At 36.8% G+C, this 13,537-nt stretch carries 13 protein-coding genes; 3 read left to right on the top strand and 10 right to left on the bottom strand.

What is annotated here, in order from left to right; genetic code table 11:
• Window positions 1-91 precede the first annotated feature (91 nt).
• Window positions 92-382 (top strand): HU family DNA-binding protein, encoded by a 291-nt coding sequence (locus tag BLW74_RS02590; protein ID WP_002976900.1) that lies wholly within the window; start codon window positions 92-94, stop codon window positions 380-382.
• Window positions 383-642: 260 nt separating this feature from the next.
• Here the strand turns inward: BLW74_RS02590 and pdxH are convergent, their stop codons facing one another.
• Complete coding sequence (gene pdxH, locus BLW74_RS02585; RefSeq protein WP_089689887.1) at window positions 643-1,284, bottom strand: pyridoxamine 5'-phosphate oxidase; 642 nt, start codon at window positions 1,282-1,284, stop codon at window positions 643-645.
• Window positions 1,285-1,308: 24 nt separating this feature from the next.
• Between pdxH and BLW74_RS02580 the strand changes: the two genes are divergently transcribed.
• The gene (locus BLW74_RS02580) at window positions 1,309-1,857 is read left to right on the top strand and encodes a YqgE/AlgH family protein (protein ID WP_089689886.1); all 549 of its coding nucleotides are present in this window, start codon (window positions 1,309-1,311) and stop codon (window positions 1,855-1,857) included.
• Window positions 1,858-1,961: 104 nt separating this feature from the next.
• Window positions 1,962-2,543, top strand: a complete 582-nt coding sequence (locus BLW74_RS02575) for an N-acetylmuramoyl-L-alanine amidase family protein (protein ID WP_089689885.1) — start codon at window positions 1,962-1,964, stop codon at window positions 2,541-2,543.
• 83 nt (window positions 2,544-2,626) lie between these two features.
• On the opposite strand, the gene BLW74_RS02570 is transcribed toward BLW74_RS02575, so the two are convergent.
• From BLW74_RS02570 to BLW74_RS02530, 9 genes are all read right to left on the bottom strand, one after another.
• Window positions 2,627-3,442, bottom strand: coding sequence for an aminotransferase class IV (locus BLW74_RS02570; protein ID WP_089689884.1), 816 nt, complete (start codon window positions 3,440-3,442; stop codon window positions 2,627-2,629).
• Window positions 3,443-3,520: 78 nt separating this feature from the next.
• A complete protein-coding gene (locus tag BLW74_RS02565; protein ID WP_034696870.1) occupies window positions 3,521-3,907 on the bottom strand; it encodes an START-like domain-containing protein in 387 nt (128 codons plus the stop codon).
• Between the two features lie 188 nt (window positions 3,908-4,095).
• Complete coding sequence (locus BLW74_RS02560; protein WP_089690639.1) at window positions 4,096-5,271, bottom strand: aspartate aminotransferase family protein; 1,176 nt, start codon at window positions 5,269-5,271, stop codon at window positions 4,096-4,098.
• A 97-nt stretch (window positions 5,272-5,368) separates the two neighbouring features.
• Window positions 5,369-7,108 carry an OstA-like protein gene (locus tag BLW74_RS02555; RefSeq protein WP_089689883.1) on the bottom strand — a complete coding sequence of 580 codons (1,740 nt, stop codon included), beginning with the start codon at window positions 7,106-7,108 and terminating at the stop codon, window positions 5,369-5,371.
• Between the two features lie 3 nt (window positions 7,109-7,111).
• Complete coding sequence (locus tag BLW74_RS02550; protein WP_089689882.1) at window positions 7,112-7,585, bottom strand: Fur family transcriptional regulator; 474 nt, start codon at window positions 7,583-7,585, stop codon at window positions 7,112-7,114.
• Between the two features lie 65 nt (window positions 7,586-7,650).
• Window positions 7,651-9,645 (bottom strand): KUP/HAK/KT family potassium transporter, encoded by a 1,995-nt coding sequence (locus tag BLW74_RS02545; RefSeq protein WP_089689881.1) that lies wholly within the window; start codon window positions 9,643-9,645, stop codon window positions 7,651-7,653.
• Window positions 9,646-9,758: 113 nt separating this feature from the next.
• Window positions 9,759-10,739 carry a pyruvate dehydrogenase complex E1 component subunit beta gene (locus BLW74_RS02540; RefSeq protein WP_089689880.1) on the bottom strand — a complete coding sequence of 327 codons (981 nt, stop codon included), beginning with the start codon at window positions 10,737-10,739 and terminating at the stop codon, window positions 9,759-9,761.
• A gap of 241 nt (window positions 10,740-10,980) precedes the next feature.
• Window positions 10,981-11,400 (bottom strand): DUF2147 domain-containing protein, encoded by a 420-nt coding sequence (locus BLW74_RS02535; protein WP_089690636.1) that lies wholly within the window; start codon window positions 11,398-11,400, stop codon window positions 10,981-10,983.
• A gap of 148 nt (window positions 11,401-11,548) precedes the next feature.
• Window positions 11,549-13,477: an LTA synthase family protein gene (locus BLW74_RS02530; RefSeq protein WP_089689879.1), complete on the bottom strand. Its 1,929-nt coding sequence runs from the start codon at window positions 13,475-13,477 to the stop codon at window positions 11,549-11,551.
• Window positions 13,478-13,537: the final 60 nt, after the last annotated feature.

Raw genomic sequence — 13,537 nt, 5'->3', positions numbered from 1 at the left:
AAAATTTTACAAGTTTTAATAAAAAAATTGCACAATTAGAAAATAGTATTATATTTGCTATAATTACGAACTAACTTTAATATTAAAAATTATGAACAAGTCTGAATTAATCGACGCAATCGCAAAAGATGCAGGTATCACTAAAGTTGCAGCAAAAGCTGCTTTAGAGTCTTTCATTGGTAACGTAACTACTACATTAAAGAAAAAAGATGGAAAAGTTTCTTTAGTAGGTTTCGGTACTTTCTCAGTAGCTGAGAGAGCGGCTAGACAAGGTATTAACCCTGCAACTAAGAAACCAATCAAAATTGCTGCTAAAAAAGTTGCTAAATTCAAGGCTGGAGCTGATTTATCAAATGCAGTTTCAGGTGCTAAGAAAAAATAATCATTCAGATTACAACAATTCAAAGGCTGTTTCTTAGAAACGGCCTTTTTTTATTATTAATTGCTATAAAAAATTAAATATCAGGTAGTTTTTAACGTGTTAAAAATTAATATGTTTAGGCCAATGCCTTCTTCTACCATTACACATAATAAGAATAAGCGGGCTTTGGCCCGCTTATTCTTATTATGTATTTCATTATCAGTTAATAGCAAAAAAACAGCATCAGCAGCTTCTATCTAATTCTGGCATCCCTTCTCTTATTAAGGCGCCAGTCTGGAAATTTTCCAATCAAAATCTTCAAGCTGATAAATAATTCTGTCATGAAGACGATTGGGCCTTCCCTGCCAGAATTCTATTTCATATGGTCTTGCAAGATATCCTCCCCAATGGGCTGGTCTCGGAACTTCTGTATTTTCATATTCCTTTTCCAGATCTTTCAGTTTTTCTTCCAGGACTTCTCTGTTGGGAATGATCTGACTTTGAGGAGAAACAACAGCTCCCAGCTGGCTTCCTTTGGGTCTTGAATGAAAATAACCGTCACTTAAATTTTCCGCTACTTTTTCAAGATCAGCTTTAATGATAATTTGTCTTTCAAGATTAGGCCAGAAGAAATGCAGGCATGCTTTATGATTATTTTCGATGGCTTTTCCTTTTCTGCTGTTGTAATTGGTATAAAAGATAAACCCTTCATGGGTATATGCTTTCAGCAGTACCATTCTTGTTCTTGGACACCCGTCTTCCTCTACTGTAGAAACCGCCATAGCATTGGCTTCTGAGATGACAGGGCTCTCACTAGCCTCCAAAAACCAGTCTCTAAACTGCTCAATGGGATTTTGTTTTATCTCACTTTCAATAAGTTGGGATTTATCATACACTTTTCTTTTGTCGTGCAGGTTTTCCATAAATATTTTTTATTAAATTTGAGTATGAATCACTCCTACAAAGGTAAAATATTAATCTCGACCCCTGACATTTCCGGCGATATTTTTTCCAGATCGGTAGTGTTGGTTATTGAACATAACGAAAGTGGTGCATTTGGCTTGATCCTGAACAAAAAGAACAGTCAGATGAGCAGCAAGTTCAAAGATTTTTTTGACTTTAAAATTGAGGTCTATGATGGCGGTCCTGTAGAAAACGACAAGGTATTTTTCATTGTCAAAGGCAAAAGAGTTACAGAGGTCTATACCGATATCACGGATGAATATTACCTTACTGAGGATATTGAACGTATTATTAACGCGGTTTTAAGCGGTGAGCTGGATATTGATCATATTAAAATATTTTCAGGGTATTCCGGATGGTCTCCGGGCCAGCTGGATGCTGAAGTTCAAAGAAAAATGTGGACTGTGGTGGATGTTTATAATTTGGATTATACGCTTCCTAATGATCAGACCCTTTGGAAGTCTATCATGCAGAACCTTGGGGGAGAGTTTCTTCTCTGGGCCAATTCTCCTGAAGATATCTCACTCAACTAAAAAGTATATTTTTCGTCATATCAAGACAATTAACAAACTTTAAGATTCCTTTAACCAATTTTAAAGAAAGTTTTTCCGTTCTTTGAAAAACTAAAATCACTGATATGAAAGGTATTACATTACTTGCTTTATCACTATTTTCTACTGCGTTTTTATCCTTCACTCCTGTTAACAAAAAATACATTGTTATAGATGCCGGCCATGGCGGAAATGATTTTGGGGCTGCCCATGGTGAAATTCTGGAAAAAAATATTGCATTAAGCATTGCTAAGGAAATTCAGAAAATCAATCAAAAACAGGATCAATATGAAGTCATTTTAACGAGAGATTCTGACATCTATCCTACTCTTTCCGAGAGAACCAATCAAATCAATAAACTGAACCCCGAAATGGTTATTTCACTTCACGTCAACACTTCTCCTGAAAAAGAGAGGGAAGATAACGGATATGAGGTATATGTTCAGAATTCTGATATTTCCAAGGAACTCGCCGGAAAAATTTATAAAAAATTCAATGCCCGTAAAATATCGGAAAGCAATTTTCATATTCTAAGAGAAACCAAAGCTCCTGCTGTATTGGTAGAGCTTGGATTCATCAATAATTCTGAAAACAGAAACTACATTACCAGCGAAAAAGGGCGAAAAGAAATTGCACAGAAATTTGTTGAAATCATCAACGAATATTAAATAAAATACAAATTCTGATTTACTCAGAATAAAACCCGGTAAAGGACTTCTGGAACTTTGTTGTTTACCGGGTTTGTCAATTTTTACTGATGAAAGCTTTCCTTCCAGCTTTCTACCCATTCTGAAAAACGGGAATTTTCAAAAGTCTTATTTCTTATCTTCCCTACAGAAAATATCCCTTTCTCATCTGAAATCATTAAAATTTCTTCAGCTTTCTGAGATTCGAATGCGATAATTTCGTGTTCCTGGATATCTGCCAGGTTATTTTTATGTAAAAAAGTAACAAAATTTTCCATCAAGGGAGAAATGTAAGCTCCTTCCGTCTGTTTTGGCACTTTAATAACATCACCTTCCAAAAAAAGCAGGTTTCCCACGGTAGTACGTGCAATTCTCTTGTTAGGATTCAAAAGAATCACGTCATCAAGATCATTTTCCTGTGCATAAATAGCACCGTAGATATTTTCCGGACAGTGTACTCTGATATTGCTAAGGAGGTTATTATTGACGTTAATTTCTTTGGTCAGATCCAGTTCTAAAAGTCTTTGATGAACTGCCAGCACATCTGTCATTTCTGAAACTTCGTAAAAATAAGATACAGAAGATTTTGCCAATGTTATTCCATCATGATTCCGGAACACCTGGAAATTGATAATGCCGTTCTTTACTCCTTTACCTTCGATAATTTCTTTTTGAAAAAGCGTCTGGAAAAACTCCAGGGTGTAGGTTAAGGGAATATTCATTCTCATCTTTCTCATGGAAGCCATCAGGAAAAAATAGCATTCTTCGTCCATGATCAATCTTCCATTTCTTACAAAGAAAGAAACCTTTACAGCATCTCCCCAGAGAAAAGCTCTGTTCTTTACATTTAACTCGTCTGATGTAAAATATTGATTTTCCAATTTTTGCAGTGATTTATTTACAAAAAAATAATGAACGATAAATCGTTCATCAGTTTTATCATTTAATATAGCACGGTATTACGCCGCACCCAGTTTTATTCTCAGGTTTTCAATAAGATTTTCCCAATACATTGCATTTTCCTCTTCATCACCTTCTTCACAGAAATCTGTAATATTTAAAGCAAGATCTTCTGTAATATCATCAATTGTGATTGTCATTTCAAAGAAATTTTTTGTTCCTTCATCTTCCTCCCATCTGAAACGTACGAAACCTTCAGGCTTATATCTGATCAAAGTGGCCTTCTCAGCAGGTCCTCCGCCCCAGCTAAAAAAGAAATCATCGCCTTTCTCTGTTACCTCATCCGCAAACCATTCAGACAATCCCTCTGCAGTCGCCAGATATTCATACAAAATCTCTGATAAACAGTGCATTGGAAATTCGTAATGGACTTTATGTTTCGCCATATAATCTTTGTTTTATCGTCCCGCAATATATAAATTAATTTTTTTATTACGCAAAAAAACAATTACTTTTTTATAGAATCTGTATGATATTTATCACTGGATTTAAATCTTTGCTGCAGTAAGTTTTAATGCCTAATTAAGCCATGTAAAGCATAAAAAAATCTCTCCTTTCGGGAGAGATTTTACTTTTAATTTTCATTCAGTATATCCAGAATAATCTGACATCCTTCTCTGATTTCGTCTTTTGATAATGTAAGCGGCGGTGAGATTCTGAGGTACTCATTTCTGTACAGCTGCCAGAAAACTACCAACCCTTTTTCCATACATTTTTTGGCTACTTCCAATGTATATTCCGGTGATCCCAGGTTGACGGCAAGCATTAACCCTTTACCGTTGATATTTTTGATTTTAGGATGAACCAAGAGCTCGCGGAACAGCTTTTCCTTTTCCTCCACTTCATCCATTAATCCGCTTTCCAATACTTCTTTTAATGTAGCATAACTTGCAGCAGCAATCAGAGGATTCCCTCCAAATGTAGTGATATGGCCAAGCTTTGGTGAGTGTGAAAGGGTTTCCATAATTTCTCTGGAACTCATAAAAGCTCCTACCGGAACGCCTCCTCCCATTCCTTTACCCATCACCAGAATATCCGGAACAATTCCAAAATGTTCAAAAGAGAATAACTTCCCTGTTCTTCCGAATCCCGGCTGTATTTCATCCAAAATCAAAAGGGCACCTACTTCCTCACATCTTTTCTTCAGCTTGATCAGATAGCCCTTATCGGGAACCAGAAAACCTGCTGCTCCCTGAATGGTTTCAAGGATAACGCAGGCGGTTTTCTCTGTGATCTTATCAAAGTCTTCTTCATTATTGAATTCAATGAAAGAGACCATTGGTAATAAAGGACGGAATTCTCTTTTATGGGTTTCGTTTCCTGAAACACTCAAAGCCCCATGGGTATTTCCGTGGTAAGAGTTTTTAAAGGAAATAATTTCTTCTCTTCCCGTAAATCTTTTGGCAAGTTTCAAACTTCCGTCAATGGCTTCAGCACCACTGTTTACAAGGTACGTAACTTCTAAAGGATCCGGAGTAGCTTCTGCAAGCAGCCTGCATAATGCGACAGGTTTTTCCTGTGCATATTCACCATAGACCATGACGTGAAGATATTTATCCGTCTGCTCTTTGATGGCTTCCACAATTTTAGGATGGGAGTGCCCCAATGTATTGGCGGAAACTCCCGCTACAAAATCAAGGTATCTTTTCCCGTCTGTTCCGTATATATAACTTCCTGTAGCTTTTTCTACTTCAAAACCCGCGGCAAATTGGGTGGTCTGAGCCTGATATATAAAAAAATCTTTATGCATTTCCATTGTCTCCAAAAATTTCAGCAAAGCTATAAAAGATTCATTAAATGCTGAAATTAATCCACAAAAAAGACCAGTGAGCTACTGGCCTTTTCTATTATTTTCTGGTTCGTTTAGGTTTCTTGGCTTCTTCTTTGGCTTTTTCGTCATCTATCGCTTTCTGGGCTTTATCGAAGAGCTCGTTATCAGCAGTATACTGTATTTCCTCATTGTTAGGGGTATCTACAAGAATATCCTGCCATTTCCGGATCCGGTCTTTGGTATTCCAGTTAAAATCCGGGAATTTCCTTTTCGAAGGTTCTATCATGCTCATCGGATAAGTATCTGAAGCTGCTCCGATACTGCACGAAATGATCTGCAGCGCTCTTTCTTCAAACAATGCTCCGATAATTCCACAGGTAGACAATGTAATCCCTATTCTTTCCGGTTTTTTGGTCTCCTGATCAGTATCATCCACATAGACGATAGACTGGGCATTTCCTACGACTCTTGCCTCTTTAATGGCATTTTTTTCATAGTAGACAGTCATGAATTTTCCTTTTACCTGGTTAAACTCATCTTTTAAAGTGAGTGAGTCTACTTTACTGATGGCAAAGGCATTTCCGATTACTTTTAATGAATCTATATCTTCCGTTTGGGTATTAAAGTAGGCTTCTACTTTATCTCCGGTTACCTGTTTTTCTCCGCTCCAAAGAATCGGGTTGGTATACATATGCATAATTCCGTCTGTCTCATTGAAGGCAATGGAATCTGCTCTTCCCTGCGCATTAGATTTATAAATACGTGCCTTCTTATAGGCTCTGAGGTAGCTTTTCTTAACTTTGATATCCAGTGAATCCGGTCTTTGGTAAGAGATGATTTTTTCTGATGCAAAATAGATGGAATCTTTTTCCATCACTTTAACTGCATAGGGGTTTTTCGTCATCATTGCGGAGTCTTTTTTCTCAAAAATTTCTCCGTAACCGCCTTTTATATATCTTCTTTCTTTAGGATCGTCAAGAGTTACATTTCCCGTTGCCTTACCGAATCCTGTAATCTGATTGTAATACATATCATCACCGGTAAGGATTTTCTCATTGTAAAAGATTCTGGAGTTTTTGGTGAGAAAAGCCTCTTTAGAATCCATTTTATAGGTGCCTTTTTCCGTATAAATTCTGTTTCTGGGATTGGTTTTGCTGGTAATGGTTGTAGGGCCGATAAAGTCAGCAATTTTTGTATTTTGATTCTGCTTGATGTTGGGGCCCTCGATCGTATACTGAGGCGTTTCGATCTTTACATTTCCCGTAAGATCAACCACTCTGGTATTCAGGAAATAAGTTCCTACTTTGGCGTAGGTTACATTCTGACCGTCAGAAATTGTTCCTCCTGTATTAAAATAAGCCTGATTAGCCAGCCTGTCGTAATACAGAATATCTGTTTTGATGGTTTGTTTAGGATCTGTCAGAACCACGTTTTTTCTTGCAACACCTTTTTGGGTGTTGGCATCATATTCCATTTCTCCTGCAGTAATTACAGAGCCGTCTGTATTCTGAAGTCTTGTATTGCCTATTGCTTTTACAAAGTTTTCTTCATTATACAAAACCACCTCATCCGCAGTAAGAATGGAGCCCTGATGTTCTATCTGAACATTTCCGGTAAAATACTGATTCCCATCGTACTTTTCAGGATTTTTCTTGATTTCGTCTGCGTGGATGATCTTTACTTTATCTTCAGGTCTTAACTGTACCTGTTTATTCTGAGCAGGAGTCTGTAAATACGGATCTCTCTTCACAGGAGTTTTATCCTGCGCAAAACCCAGCGTAGAAATAAAGATTAACAGAAAAAGTATTATTCTCATTAATTAGTCATTCTTAGTGCCATAAAAATACAGCGAATGAGAATCAATTCTTACGCCAAACGCTTCTTCGATGGCTTCTTTGATTCCTTGGATTCTTGGGTCGCAGAATTCAATAATTTCTTCAATCTCTTTATCTGAGTCTTTTTTGTAGATCACCAGGTGGTCATGCTGTTTGTCAAAATAAGACTTTTCATAAGATGAAGACGTCAATGTCTTTTCTCCGAACTGATGCTTACGGATCAGGCCTGCATCAAGGAAAATTTCAATAGTATTGTAAATGGTTGCTTTGGAAACATGGTATTTCTTCTGCATCATCAGAAGATACAGATCATCTACATTAAAGTGATGATCCATATTATAAATCTCTTCCAATATCGTATATCTTTCAGGGGTGTTTCTGAAACCCTTTTCTAACAGGTAGTTTCTCAGAACATCCTTAATCAAAGCTATATTTTTTTCTTTTTGTATTGTATCCATTAAAAAAATTATCTACAAATTTATTGAATTTTATTTAAATAGATAGTATGGTTACTGCTAGCGGGTTACGAGTTGTGACGGAAATATCCGGACTGCTCTATCTTATTATCATAAACTGTTAATTCTGTGATTGGAGCAGATTCGACCTCAACGTTGTGAGAAGATACTCCCCAGGCTTTAAAGTCGTCACTTCCGATATACTTCACAAAATTGTAAATGTTAAGAATAATCTTTTGTTTAACAGTTAAAAGTATATCGTTGATATATGTATTATCTATGATCACATATTTAAGATCCGGCGGTATATCATGAGCTCTCAGAGAAGGATGGCTGCTTCGTGAAGGAATGGTTCCGTCTGCCATTAAATCTTTAAGCACCATATTGAAATAATCGTTGATTCTTCGGTCTACCTTGAATCCCAGAAGGAAATTAATCTTATAGACCGTTCCCGGAAGAATTTCGTCTACCGTATATCTGAATGTATAGGGATCTTCCTGGTTTACAATGCTCAGGATAAAGTAATGATCGGCTCTTTTCGGCTGCTTTTTGATGATAGAATAAATAATTTTGGATTCTACCTCATCATTTCTTTTTGCACGGCTCAGGTATGCCAGGTTAGTAGCATATTTCGGGATCGTTTCATCCAGTTTCATGTCTTTAAGGATCGACACATATTTTTCGATTTTTACAAACTGTATAAATCTTGTTTTGATCAATCGGCCGTTATACCATGCATACATAGAAAGTCCAATAGAACCAGCCAATACAACCGTAATCCATCCACCTTCCATAAATTTGATGATATTCGCGCTGAAGAACCCGAGCTCAATCGCCATGTATACTAATGCGAAAAACAGAATCAACACTTTGCTTACTCTGTGTTTCAGTAACCAGAATACCAGCAAAACTGTCGTCATCAGCATTGTCACTGTAATGGAAAGTCCGTAAGCAGCTTCCATTTTCCCTGATTCTTTGAAGTGAAGAACTACAATAATACACAGAATAAGAAGGCCCCAGTTGATTCTTGGAATATACATCTGCCCTTTAACACCGGAAGGATAATCAATTTTTTGATTCGGCCAAAGGTTAAGAGACATTGCTTCCGAGAATATGGTGAAAGACCCTGTAATCAATGCCTGGCTGGCAATGATTGCCGCTGCTGTTGCCAGAATTACGCCCGGAATGATCATCCATTCTTCCATAATTCCAAAGAACGGGTTTACTACGGAGAATCCAGGTTTGTTATAATTGGTCAAAAGCCAGGCTCCCTGCCCAAGATAGTTTAGAATAAGCATAATTTTAACAAATGCCCAGCTTATCCTGATATTTTTAGCACCGCAGTGCCCTAAGTCTGAATACAATGCTTCTGCCCCAGTTGTACAAAGGAAAACAGCTCCCAAAATAACAATAGCACTTGGTGAATTGGCTATTAGTTTATAAGCGTAGTACGGATTGAATGATCTTAAAATCTCAAAATTTTCGCTCAAATGCATTACTCCCAAACCTCCTAATACTAAGAACCAAACTACCATTACCGGACCAAAAAACTTCCCTATGAAGCTTGTTCCGAATTGCTGTACTACAAAAATGGCAATCAGAATTCCGATTGTAATGGGAACCACAGGCGTATGCGGATTATAAATTTCAAGACCTTCAATAGCGGACATTACCGTCAGTGAGGGAGTAATTACTCCGTCCGCAATAAGGGCTGCAGCACCAATAATGGCAATGAGATACAACCATCCTTTTTTAAGGTTTCTTACTAAAGAGAACAAAGCCAGAATTCCTCCTTCACCTTTGTTATCTGCTCTCAAAGCAATGATCACATATTTGATTGTTGTCTGAAGCGTAAGAGTCCATATAATACAGGAGAGTGCCCCCTCTATGTATTCGTTGAATGGCATATTACTCCCCTGGGATCTTGCATTCACAATTGCTTTCATTACGTAAAGCGGAGAGGTACCAATATCTCCAAAAACAATTCCTAGAGACACTAAAACTCCTATAAAGGAAAGTTTCTTTATGTCAAAGTGGTAGCCATCTTCTGTAACTTCTGCCATATCAGCTTAATTATTTTAAAGGCGCAAATTTATACTAATTTTATGACGTCAAGAATTTTTCTTCATGAATATAATAAATGAAAAAACTTCCTTTCGGAAGTTTTTCTCTATAATTATTTTACGTACATCGCTTTTTTAATTTCCTCTTTCACTTTTTCAAGCTTAGGGAACCATTCTGCAAACAAGGCTGCAGAGTAAGGTGCAGGTGCATCAGGAGTAGTAATTCTCTTGATAGGAGCATCCAAATAATCAAATGCTTTCTGCTGTACCATATAAGTAATTTCAGAAGATATAGAAGCAAATGGCCAGGCTTCTTCCAAAATAACCAGCCTGTTTGTTTTCTTCACTGATTCTAAAATGGTGTCAAAATCAAGAGGACGAACTGTTCTCAGGTCGATAACCTCTACAGATATTCCTTCTTTGGCCATATCTTCAGCAGCCTGTAAAGCAAGCTTCATAATTTTACCGAAAGAAACCAAAGTAACATCTGTACCCTGTCTCTTGATATCTGCTTTTCCAAGTGGCAAGTAGTATTCTTCTTCAGGAATTTCCATTTTATCTCCATACATCTGCTCAGATTCCATGAAAATAACCGGATCATTATCCTGAATTGCAGTTTTCAACAATCCTTTTGCATCGTAAGGATTGGAAGGAACCACTACTTTAAGACCAGGAATGTTTGCAAACCAGTTCTCGAAAGCCTGAGAGTGGGTAGCTCCTAACTGACCTGCAGAAGCTGTAGGACCACGGAAAACAATTGGACAATTCCACTGCCCTCCGCTCATCTGACGGATTTTCGCAGCATTATTGATAATCTGATCAATTCCTACCAATGAGAAATTGAATGTCATATACTCTACAATTGGTCTGTTACCGTTCATCGCAGCACCCACGGCAATTCCTGTAAAACCAAGCTCTGCAATTGGGGTATCGATTACTCTTTTAGGACCAAACTCATCCAACATTCCTTTGGAAGCTTTGTATGCACCATTGTATTCTGCAACTTCTTCCCCCATTAAAAAGATGGATTCGTCTTTACGCATTTCCTCGCTCATTGCCTGTGCAATTACCTCACGAAAAGTATATTCTGCCATATTTATTCGAAAAATTTAGACTACAAAAATAGTGTTTTTTTATTATACACATCATAAAAAGGCTCCACATTTGAGTGATGAAGTTATAATATTACTCTTAATTACCAGGTATTTTCTTCATTCTTATCACGCTCTTTGCTGCTTTTCCGGGGCTATGAAAAAGACTTTTCTGAATTCTTATCTCTATAAAAAATGGCATCTCATTTCTGAAATGCCATTTAAAATTCTATTTAAACTTATATTAATTAGCTTTCTCCCAGACCTGGGTTCTTCCTAATAAAGATAATCCCAGATACCCTCTTACGTTCAGCTTATCGCCGCTTCTTGTAATGGTACATTTGTATGTTTTTCCGGTCTTAGGGTCTGTAATTGTTCCTCCGGTAAACTCATCGCCGTCTTTTTTCAATCCCCTGATGATTTCCAATCCTAAAATTGGCTTTCCTTTTCTATCATCTTTACATGCTGTACAGTTTGCATCAGCAGGTTTTATCAATAACTGAGAAACCTTTCCGTAGTATTTCCCGTCTGACTTCTTATACACTTCAACAATAGATTTTGCCTGTTTGGTCTCATCATCTATCGTTTTCCACTTACCTTCTATCTGTGCGAATGTAAGCACACCGCAAAAAGAAAGTGCAAACGTTAACAATAATTTTTTCATATTTCTGATAGTTTTAATTTTATACAATATTTTTACTATACGTATTGATAAAAATATAAATTAATTTTAAACAAACAAAAACTTTTGTTATACAAAGCATAAAGAGGTAAAAAAAAGCAAAAACAAATGTGCAGTTTTACCTTTTCGGTTAATACAGTTTTCTGTTAATCACTCTGTCCATATAATCCTGATACCATGCTTTTGCGGTTTTCTTTCCGGCTTCCACTTCTGGGTTTTTAACGTCATTCATGATGTTTTTCTCCAGGTTCAGATCTGATTTATCATAAACTCCGATAATCTCTTTGCCGTCAAAACGGTAAATATAGTTTCCTATCATAAACTGATCTGTACTTCCATCGGAATTTACTACAAGAAACGGATACTTTTTATCACTCACCAGACTTCTTCCCCAGCTTCTTATTGGTTTATTATACCCGATAAGGTCTGCCAATGTAGGATAGATATCTGCCTGCTGTGCTATTTCCTGGCTGACACCTTTTAACTGATAGGCAGGATTCGGGGAGTACAAGACCAGTGGAACAGCATAATGGTTCATGGCTTTTTCATATTCCGGATAATATATCTGATTGGTATGATCTCCTGTGAAAACAAAGATCGTATTATTATACCACGGCTGTTTTTTAGCGGTTTCAAAATATTTTTTAATAGCATAATCCGTATACTGTATAGGTTCGTGCATCTGTATTTTCCCTTTTTTAAATTTCCCGTTATATTTTTCAGGAATTTTAAAAGGGTGATGTGATGAAGCAGTAAATACGGTTGCCATAAAAGGTTGTTTTTTTCCTACATTTTTTGCAAAATACTGTAAGAAAGGTTCATCCCAAATGGCCCACATGCCATCAAAATCTTCATCATGGTTATATTCTGTTTTTCCGAAATAATGTTTAAATCCTAAAATATTTCCAAATCCAAGGAATCCCATAGAACCATTCGGAGCTCCATGGTAAAAAGAGGTGTCATATCCCAGATCGTTACACACGGAAACAATAGACTGTATTTTTTGGTTGGAATAGGGAGATCCTGTAAATGCATCAGTAAGACTAGGAATTCCTGCCAATACACTGCTCATCCCATGGATAGATTGTCTTCCGTTCGCAAAAGTATTAGGAAATATAAGACTTTGAGCGGCCAGACTATCCATGAATGGTGTGTAAGAGACGTAATCTTTAATATTTTTATCTTTATTAAAAGCACCGGAATATTCTCTGCTGAAAGATTCCACAATGAAAATAACGATATTGGGACGGTTCTCTACTTTTCTGTCGTAGACTTTATATGGATGTACATTTTCTTCAATATATTTTTCATCTACGAAATGAACTTCTTTAAAGTTATTGGTATTTAAAGTCCTGAAAAAAGAGAAGGTACTGTTAAGCACTATATTTCCCTGAAGCGGATTGGTTACAAAACGGGTAGCATCCACCATATTAATAGGTCTGGTGCTGTGCTTGAAATCCCCCCGTATTCCTCCCACAACCAGTACCGTTGTGATACACAAAGTAATAATGGAAATCAGAAAATAGGGAATCAGCTTCAAAGGTTTTGATTCCTGTACCTTAACTCTTTTATAAAGAAACACCCACAAGGTCATCAGAACCACATACCAAATCAGTACAAAAGGATGTTCTCCCACAGAGATCATTAGGGTTTTAGAAACATTAGACTCGTGTTCTGCTACCTGGAATACTGCCGAAGTAAGCCTTGCCTGCGCAAATTTATAATAGATGAAATCTCCGAAATTCATAGCATAAGCAATCCCGTTGGTAATGAAATAGATCCAAAACAGAATTTGCTGAAAAACCTTTTTTGTATTAATAACCAAAGGCAGTAAACTAAGAAGTATAAATAAGGTATTCACGTATAAAATAGCCGTGGTATCGAAAGCCGTACCGTGGAAAGCCAGCTTTATATAATCTGAAACAGAGTCAACTTTAATCAGATCTTTATTAAAATACCAGAATAAAAGTCTGGCAATCTGATAAAAAACGTAAGCTAAGAAAATTCTGTAAACCAGTGCCAGAAGTTCCTGTTTTCTCGATTCTTTTAAAAATTTCATGGGGCAAATTTACATCAAAATCACTTTAGTGCATTTTTTAGTTCAGATTATTTTGAGTTA

The organism is Chryseobacterium culicis (assembly GCF_900108365.1).
In the GTDB taxonomy this organism is placed as follows: domain Bacteria; phylum Bacteroidota; class Bacteroidia; order Flavobacteriales; family Weeksellaceae; genus Chryseobacterium; species Chryseobacterium culicis.
This window is presented reverse-complemented; position numbering and strand designations above follow the sequence as displayed.

Coding starts and splice junctions, on each gene's coding strand:
- BLW74_RS02550 (WP_089689882.1), bottom strand. CDS start 7,585: ATGGATACAATACAAAAAGAAAAAAATATAGCTTTGATTAAGGATGTT.
- BLW74_RS02575 (WP_089689885.1), top strand. CDS start 1,962: ATGAAAGGTATTACATTACTTGCTTTATCACTATTTTCTACTGCGTTT.
- pdxH (WP_089689887.1), bottom strand. CDS start 1,284: ATGGAAAACCTGCACGACAAAAGAAAAGTGTATGATAAATCCCAACTT.
- BLW74_RS02535 (WP_089690636.1), bottom strand. CDS start 11,400: ATGAAAAAATTATTGTTAACGTTTGCACTTTCTTTTTGCGGTGTGCTT.
- BLW74_RS02590 (WP_002976900.1), top strand. CDS start 92: ATGAACAAGTCTGAATTAATCGACGCAATCGCAAAAGATGCAGGTATC.
- BLW74_RS02560 (WP_089690639.1), bottom strand. CDS start 5,271: ATGCATAAAGATTTTTTTATATATCAGGCTCAGACCACCCAATTTGCC.
- BLW74_RS02545 (WP_089689881.1), bottom strand. CDS start 9,645: ATGGCAGAAGTTACAGAAGATGGCTACCACTTTGACATAAAGAAACTT.
- BLW74_RS02580 (WP_089689886.1), top strand. CDS start 1,309: ATGAATCACTCCTACAAAGGTAAAATATTAATCTCGACCCCTGACATT.
- BLW74_RS02555 (WP_089689883.1), bottom strand. CDS start 7,108: ATGAGAATAATACTTTTTCTGTTAATCTTTATTTCTACGCTGGGTTTT.
- BLW74_RS02540 (WP_089689880.1), bottom strand. CDS start 10,739: ATGGCAGAATATACTTTTCGTGAGGTAATTGCACAGGCAATGAGCGAG.
- BLW74_RS02565 (WP_034696870.1), bottom strand. CDS start 3,907: ATGGCGAAACATAAAGTCCATTACGAATTTCCAATGCACTGTTTATCA.
- BLW74_RS02530 (WP_089689879.1), bottom strand. CDS start 13,477: ATGAAATTTTTAAAAGAATCGAGAAAACAGGAACTTCTGGCACTGGTT.